The organism is Moorena sp. SIO4A5 (assembly GCF_010672005.1).
Taxonomy (GTDB): Bacteria; Cyanobacteriota; Cyanobacteriia; order Cyanobacteriales; family Coleofasciculaceae; genus Moorena.
Map to the genome: position 1 here is coordinate 1 of NZ_JAAHHZ010000262.1, position 6,538 is coordinate 6,538.

At 46.9% G+C, this 6,538-nt stretch carries 5 protein-coding genes; 2 read left to right on the forward strand and 3 right to left on the reverse strand.

Going from position 1 to position 6,538, the window contains the following annotated elements; all coding sequences use genetic code 11:
- Nucleotides 1-117: 117 nt before the first annotated feature.
- On the forward strand, nt 118-420 hold the full coding sequence (locus F6K57_RS34340) for a hypothetical protein (protein ID WP_293072391.1): 303 nt from the start codon (nt 118-120) through the stop codon (nt 418-420).
- Here the strand turns inward: F6K57_RS34340 and F6K57_RS34345 are convergent.
- Together F6K57_RS34345 and F6K57_RS34350 are read right to left on the reverse strand one after the other, a co-directional pair.
- Nucleotides 417-896 carry a molybdenum cofactor biosynthesis protein MoaE gene (locus F6K57_RS34345; protein ID WP_293072393.1) on the reverse strand — a complete coding sequence of 160 codons (480 nt, stop codon included), beginning with the start codon at nt 894-896 and terminating at the stop codon, nt 417-419. The genes F6K57_RS34340 and F6K57_RS34345 overlap by 4 nt on opposite strands.
- A gap of 28 nt (nt 897-924) precedes the next feature.
- Nucleotides 925-1,119 carry a hypothetical protein gene (locus F6K57_RS34350; RefSeq protein ID WP_293072395.1) on the reverse strand — a complete coding sequence of 65 codons (195 nt, stop codon included), beginning with the start codon at nt 1,117-1,119 and terminating at the stop codon, nt 925-927.
- Nucleotides 1,120-1,514: 395 nt separating this feature from the next.
- Here F6K57_RS34350 and F6K57_RS34355 point away from each other — a divergent pair, with 395 nt between their 5' ends.
- Complete coding sequence (locus tag F6K57_RS34355) at nt 1,515-6,083, forward strand: PAS domain S-box protein (protein ID WP_293072399.1); 4,569 nt, start codon at nt 1,515-1,517, stop codon at nt 6,081-6,083.
- 254 nt (nt 6,084-6,337) lie between these two features.
- On the opposite strand, the gene F6K57_RS34360 is transcribed toward F6K57_RS34355, so the two are convergent.
- The coding region (locus tag F6K57_RS34360; RefSeq protein ID WP_293072397.1) for a hypothetical protein at nt 6,338-6,538 on the reverse strand (201 nt) is incomplete at its 5' end.

The window sequence follows — 6,538 nt, forward strand, 5'->3', positions numbered from 1 at the left end:
CATGATATTCCAAAAGCAATGCCCACCCTACGATTTAAGGCTTCCAAGAGGCAAACTTTCAACCTTCAACCAAATAACCAGCTAACCAGCTAACCTTCAAACCTTGGCCTTGGCCTATTGGCCACGCGGGGCGCGTTTGGCCACGCTACGCGAACAACCTTCAAACCTTGGCCTTGGCCTATTGGCCACGCGGGGCGCGTTTGGCCACGCTACGCGAACAACCTTGGCCTTGGCCTATTGGCCACGCGGGGCGCGTTTGGCCACGCTACGCGAACAACCTTCAAACCTTGGCCTTGGCCTATTGGCCACGCGGGGCGCGTTTGGCCACGCTACGCGAACAACCTTGGCCTTGGCCTATTGGCCACGCGGGGCGCGTTTGGCCACGCTACGCGAACAACCTTCAAACCTTCAACCCCTTAAAATTCTGCATTTTGCTCACACGCCCCAATACTGACCCAACTGCTAGAACCATCATCCCAATGCTCTTTTTTCCAAATCGGAGCATTATGCTTCAACGTGTCAATAGCATACTTACAAGCTGCAAAGGCTTCTGAACGATGAGGACAGGCAACAGCGACTAACACGCTAATTTCCCCAATAGTTAAGCGACCGATGCGATGATGGATTACCACCCGATTGACATCAGACCATGAGGCACGAATCTGGGCAGCAATTGAGGAAAATACCCGTAATGCCATGGGTTCATAAGCCTGATACTCTAATGCTACCACTGGTTTACCATCAGTCTGATTACGGACTGTGCCACTCATCATCACCACAGCTCCATTAGCCGGATCATCAGCAAGGGCGTAGATGTCTGATAGGAATAACGGAGCGATGGTGATTGAAAAACTATCTACGGTTTGCTTTTCAGAGATCTTGGGCGGGGGAGTCATTCGCTGAGAATTCCAAAGAGTGTTAAGATTAGTAACAGCCTAAGCCTTTATTTATATATTTATATATAGCACTTATCATAGTCATGAGGTACAAACTTCTGGGTGTTAGGGAGCAGGGAGCAGGGAGCAGGGAGCAGGGAGCAGGGAGCAGGGAGCAGGGAGCAGGGAGCAGGGAATAGAGCAGAGGCAAGAGGCAAGAGGTAAAAAATCCTGTGTACCTCATAGCGATAAGAAACGCTATAGTTTATTTATCTTTACTGGTTGGATTTAATCAATAGGCAACCCTAGCGCCATGTTTCGATTTTTTTAAAATACTTTAAAAATTAGGAGCAGCTGCTCTAATTTCAGTTAATATACCTAAATACTATTCAAATAATATTAAATCAGAAGTTTTTTCTTTGACAAGGGCAATAATCACCTTGTCGAGGGCTAGTGCTCACTAGGCGATGAAACATCTGCCGTCAATCAATTGATGCTACCTATCCTTAAAGTCAAGCTACTTAAAGTCAAGCTCATCCTAGCTGATCAGTGATCAGTAAAACCCGTGTTGAGCAACAGCAAACCTAGAGCTGATCATAACTAGGGCTGATGATAACCCGTTTGGAGATTATTTGATTGATGGCACGAGGAGGTGGGGCTGATGAACCAGCAAAGCTAGCAGCCCAAAAATATTATAAAAGAACTATTGACCCTGAGCTTCAACAGGCCTTTGATGATCTCACAGCATTAGCCGCACAAATTTGCCAAACGCCCATGGCTCTGATTACCCTGATTGACAGTAACAGTCAATGGTGTCAGTCTAATCTGGGCGATTATGAAAAGTCAATAAGTCAAAATACCTTTTTATCCAGCCATCGGATTGAGTCAGCTGAGGTATTGGTAGTTCAGGATACCCTGGCTGATCAACGGTTTGCCACTCATCCCTTAGTTACTGCTGAGCCTCATATTCGGTTTTATGCTGGAGTTCCCCTAATTACCTCTGACGGATATGCTCTGGGAACACTTGCGGTCATGGCTCAGGTTCCAAAGGAACTTCAGCCTCAACAGTTAGCAGGATTACAAGCCTTAAGTCGTCAACTGATAAGCCTTCTGGAGCTAAAACAACAGTTAGCGGATTTACAGCAACCTCAGCTAGAAAACCAAGGTCTTGAGAATGAATTACCCCAGGTTGACCAAGAACTCCTGAATTTTTTAGAAAATGGCTCCGTTGGTCTCCATTGGGTGGATAGCAATGGCATCATCCTGTGGGCTAATCAGGCAGAGTTAGATCTGCTGGGTTACAACGCCCAGGAGTATATCGGTCACCACATTGCTGAATTTTACCCGGAGCAAGAGGTAATTGAAGATATCCTGGCCAGACTAACTGCTAAAGAAACCTTAAAAAACTATGAAGCTAGCCTCTTGTGCAAAGATGGCTCGATTCGCCATGTCTTGATTAACTCCAATGTCCTCTGGAAAAATGGCAAATTCGTCCATACCCGATGTTTTACTCGTGACATTACTGAATGGAAACGGATCCAGCAAGAACGCGATCGCTTTTTTGACCTCTCCCTGGATTTGCTGTGTATAGCGGGTTTCGATGGCTATTTTAAGCGCTTGAGTCCGTCCTTTTCTAGCACCTTGGGTTACACCGAAGCGGAACTAACCAGCACCACGTTTCTCAATTTTGTCCATCCCGATGACCGAGAACCAACTAGGACGGAAATGGAACAATTGGGGAGTGGCATCCCTACTGTCTACTTCGAAAATCGCTATCGCTGTCAAGATGGGTCTTATAAATGGTTAGCCTGGGCTGCAAATCCTTTAGTTAACGATGGTTTAATTTATGCGATCGCACGGGACATTACCGAAGCCAAACAAAAGCAAGCCAGCCTTGAAGAGAGTGAAGCTCGCTTCCGGATGATGGCGGATCATGCCCCAGTCATGATCTGGATGTCAGGCACTGATAAACTTTATAAGTTTTTCAATCAGCTTTGGCTGAACTTCACCGGTAAGACCCTCGAACTTGAATTGGGCAATGGCTGGGCTGAAGGGGTGCATCCTGATGACCATGAGTACAGCTTCAATACCTATGTATCCGCCTTCGACGCCAGAGAAAATTTTCGCATGGAGTACCGCTTGCGACGTAGGGATGGGCAGTATCGTTGGATATTAGATATAGGCACTCCCCGATTTACCCCCAATGGGGACTTTGCCGGTTACATTGGTTCTTGCATCGATATCACTGAGCGCAAACAGGCGGAAGAGGTTCTGCGTAGACAGGCTCTGATTTTTGAGACTATCTTCGATGGGATCATAATCACGGACTTAGCCGGTAAGATAATTGATTGGAATCCCGCTTCAGCGCGAATATTCGGCTACACCAAAGCTGAGGTATTGGGTAAAACTGCAGGGATTCTGCACCGACCGGAAGAGGCGGCTGTTCTAACCGAGCAGATTATCCAGGAGATGACCAGGTCCCGACGTTGGTCTGGGGAGATTCACTTTATTCGCAAAGATGGCAGGTGTGGGGTGTGTGAAACGGTGGTAGTACCTCTTTATGATCAGCAAGACAATATAGTAGCAACCATTGGTCTAAACCATGATATTACCGAGCGGCAGCAAAATCAGCAGAAATTGTATCAAAGCGAGGCTCGCTATCGCGCTATTGTCGAAGATCAAACGGAACTCATTTGTCGTTTCCGTCCTGATGGAACTCTTACCTTTGTCAATGGTGCCTACTGTCGCTATTTCAGCAAATCAGAGCAAGAGTTGATTGGGCAACGGTTTTTGCCATTGATTCCCGATGAGGATCTCAAAAGGCTAGAACGGTGTATTACTTCCCTAAGCCCCCAGAATCCGGTAGAAACGGTTGAACACCGGGTGATTATGCCCACAGGAGAGATTCGCTGGCAGCAGTGGAGCGATCGTGCCATCTTTAACGAACAGGGTGAATTGATTGAGCTCCAGGCAGTAGGGCGGGACATCACTGAACACAAGCACGCAGACGAGCAACTTTTGGAAAAGTCTCAGGCCCTGGAAACCTTCAGTAACAACCTCAAACACCTACATCGGCTGAATACCACCAATTACCAAAACTTTGAGTTGCTGTATGCTGACTATCTGGAGACGGGATGTAAAATTTTAGGGATGCCCACTGGCATTATTAGTCAAATACACCTTAATTCCTACACTATCCTGTCGGTCAGGTCTGATCTAGAAGGCTTAGTGGCTGGCTCAGAGTTTGAATTAAAAGATACCTATTGTGCTGTAGTTGTTCGCGAAAAAAAGACCATTGCCTATACTCATGTAGGTGAGATAGCACTGATGCACGCTCATCCAGTCTACCAAACTCTAAAACTTGAGTCCTATATCGGGACTCCTATATTTGTCTATGGTGAAGTCTACGGCTCCCTGAATTTTTCCTCAACCCAGGTAAGAGCAAGGGATTTCCCGCCTCACGAACAGGAAATTGTAGAACTAATGGCTCAAAGTCTTGGTCGATTAATTGCAGCTCATCAAGCGGAAATAGAGCGCCAACAGGCAGAAGCTGCACTGCTGGAGAGTGAATCGACCCTGCGTAGTTTCTTCAACAGTTCCGCACTATTGATGGGGGTCGTGGAACTTTTGGATGATGACATCCTGCATATTTCTGATAATAAGAGTACGGCGGATTTTTTCGGGACTACACCCGAGGCCATGCAGAATCGGTTAGCCAGTGCGCTGGGGGCACCCAAAACTCATATCCGTCGCTGGATTAGCCATTACCGAGAAAGCCAACAAAGCAATCAGCCCATTTCCTTCGAGTATGATCACACCACTGAAACCGATACCCGGTGGTTATGCGCCACTGTATGCCCAATTCCTGAGACAACCACTGCTCACCCCCGATTTTCCTATGTGGTGGATGACATTACTGACCGTAAGTTAGCAGAGCAAGAACTCAAGCGCCAAAATCAGCGATCGCAATTGTTTTCAGAAATTACCCTGAAAATCCGCCAGTCTCTACAACTGGAGCAGATTTTGCAAACGGCTGTTACAGAAGTGCAACAATTTCTCAAGGCTGACCGAGTTGTACTCTTCCAACTAAGTTTTGATGGCTGGGGGAAAGTGGTTCAAGAAGCAGTAGTACCTGGTTGGCCAATCATGCTCGGACAAAGCATCGAAGATCCTTGCTTTCATGAAGAGTACCTAGACCAGTATCGTCAGGGAAGGGTTAGCAACATCTGTGACTTAGAAAACTCTGATATCCGAGCTTGCCATGTAGAAATGCTGCAACAGTTTGGGGTAAAAGCTAACTTAGTGGTGCCAATTCAGCAACAAGACAAACTTTGGGGTTTGTTGATTGCCCATCAGTGTGCCAATCCACGACAATGGACTAACTTTGAAAGTGAATTGTTGCAACAACTGGCGAACCAAATTGCTATTGCCTTAGCCCAAGCCCAGCTTTTAGGAACAGAAACCCGTCAGCGTCAGGAACTTGCCCGTTCTAATGCGGAACTGCAACAGTTTGCCTATGTAGCATCCCATGACCTGCAAGAACCCCTGCGCAAGATTCAGGCATTTGGCGATCGCCTTCAGACCAAGTATCATGAACAGTTAACGGAGCAGGGGCAAGACTACCTGAAACGGATGCAGAATGCAGCAGGACGGATGCAGGTGTTAATCAATGACTTGCTTAGCCTTTCCCGGGTGACCACTAAGGCAAGACCCTTGGTTGCCACTGACCTGGCTCAAGTGGTGCAAGAGGTACTCTCTGATTTAGAACTACGTATCCAGCAATCTGGTGGCGTAGTGGAAGTCGGTGAACTACATACTATTGAAGCTGATCCAGTGCAAATGCGTCAACTTTTGCAAAACCTGATCAGTAACGGACTTAAATTCCGACCAGCACCAAGAGGTAACGTCGTTAAAATTTATAGTCAACTGCTTCAAGAAAGTGTTCCCTTAAGTTATGGAGGCGCAACCGTTAATGAGCGTTGTCAGATCATAGTCGAAGACAATGGTATTGGGTTTGACCCCAGGTATTGCGATCGCATTTTCCAAACCTTTCAACGGCTCCATGGTCGCAGCGATTATGAAGGAACCGGCATCGGTCTAGCTATCTGCCGTAAAATTGTGGAACGCCATAATGGTAGCATCATGGCAGAGAGCACACCAGGACAGGGAGCTAAGTTTATTGTTAGGGTGCCGATTAAACAAAGTTGAAAATTGAAAGTTGAAGGTTGTTCGCGTAGCGTGGCCTATTGGCCAAGGTTGTTCGCGTAGCGTGGCCTATTGGCCAAGGTTGTTCGCGTAGCGTGGCCTATTGGCCAAGGTTGAAGGTTGTTCGCGTAGCGTGGCCTATTGGCCAAGGTTGTTCGCGTAGCGTGGCCTATTGGCCAAGGTTGTTCGCGTAGCGTGGCCTATTGGCCAAGGTTAAACTTTAAATAATGAAAACATACTAGTAGTTGAGTGACTAATCAATAAAATATAGCAGTCGCCAGGGCAGGGGCGGACATGACAAAAGTCTCAAACCTAAGTAAGCGCAAGAGTTTGACTTCTGACTTCTGACTTCTGACTTCTGACTTCTGACTTCTGACTTCTGACTTCTGACTTCTGACTTCTGACTTCTGACTTCTGACTTCTGACTTCTGACTTCTGACTTCTGACTTCTGACTTCT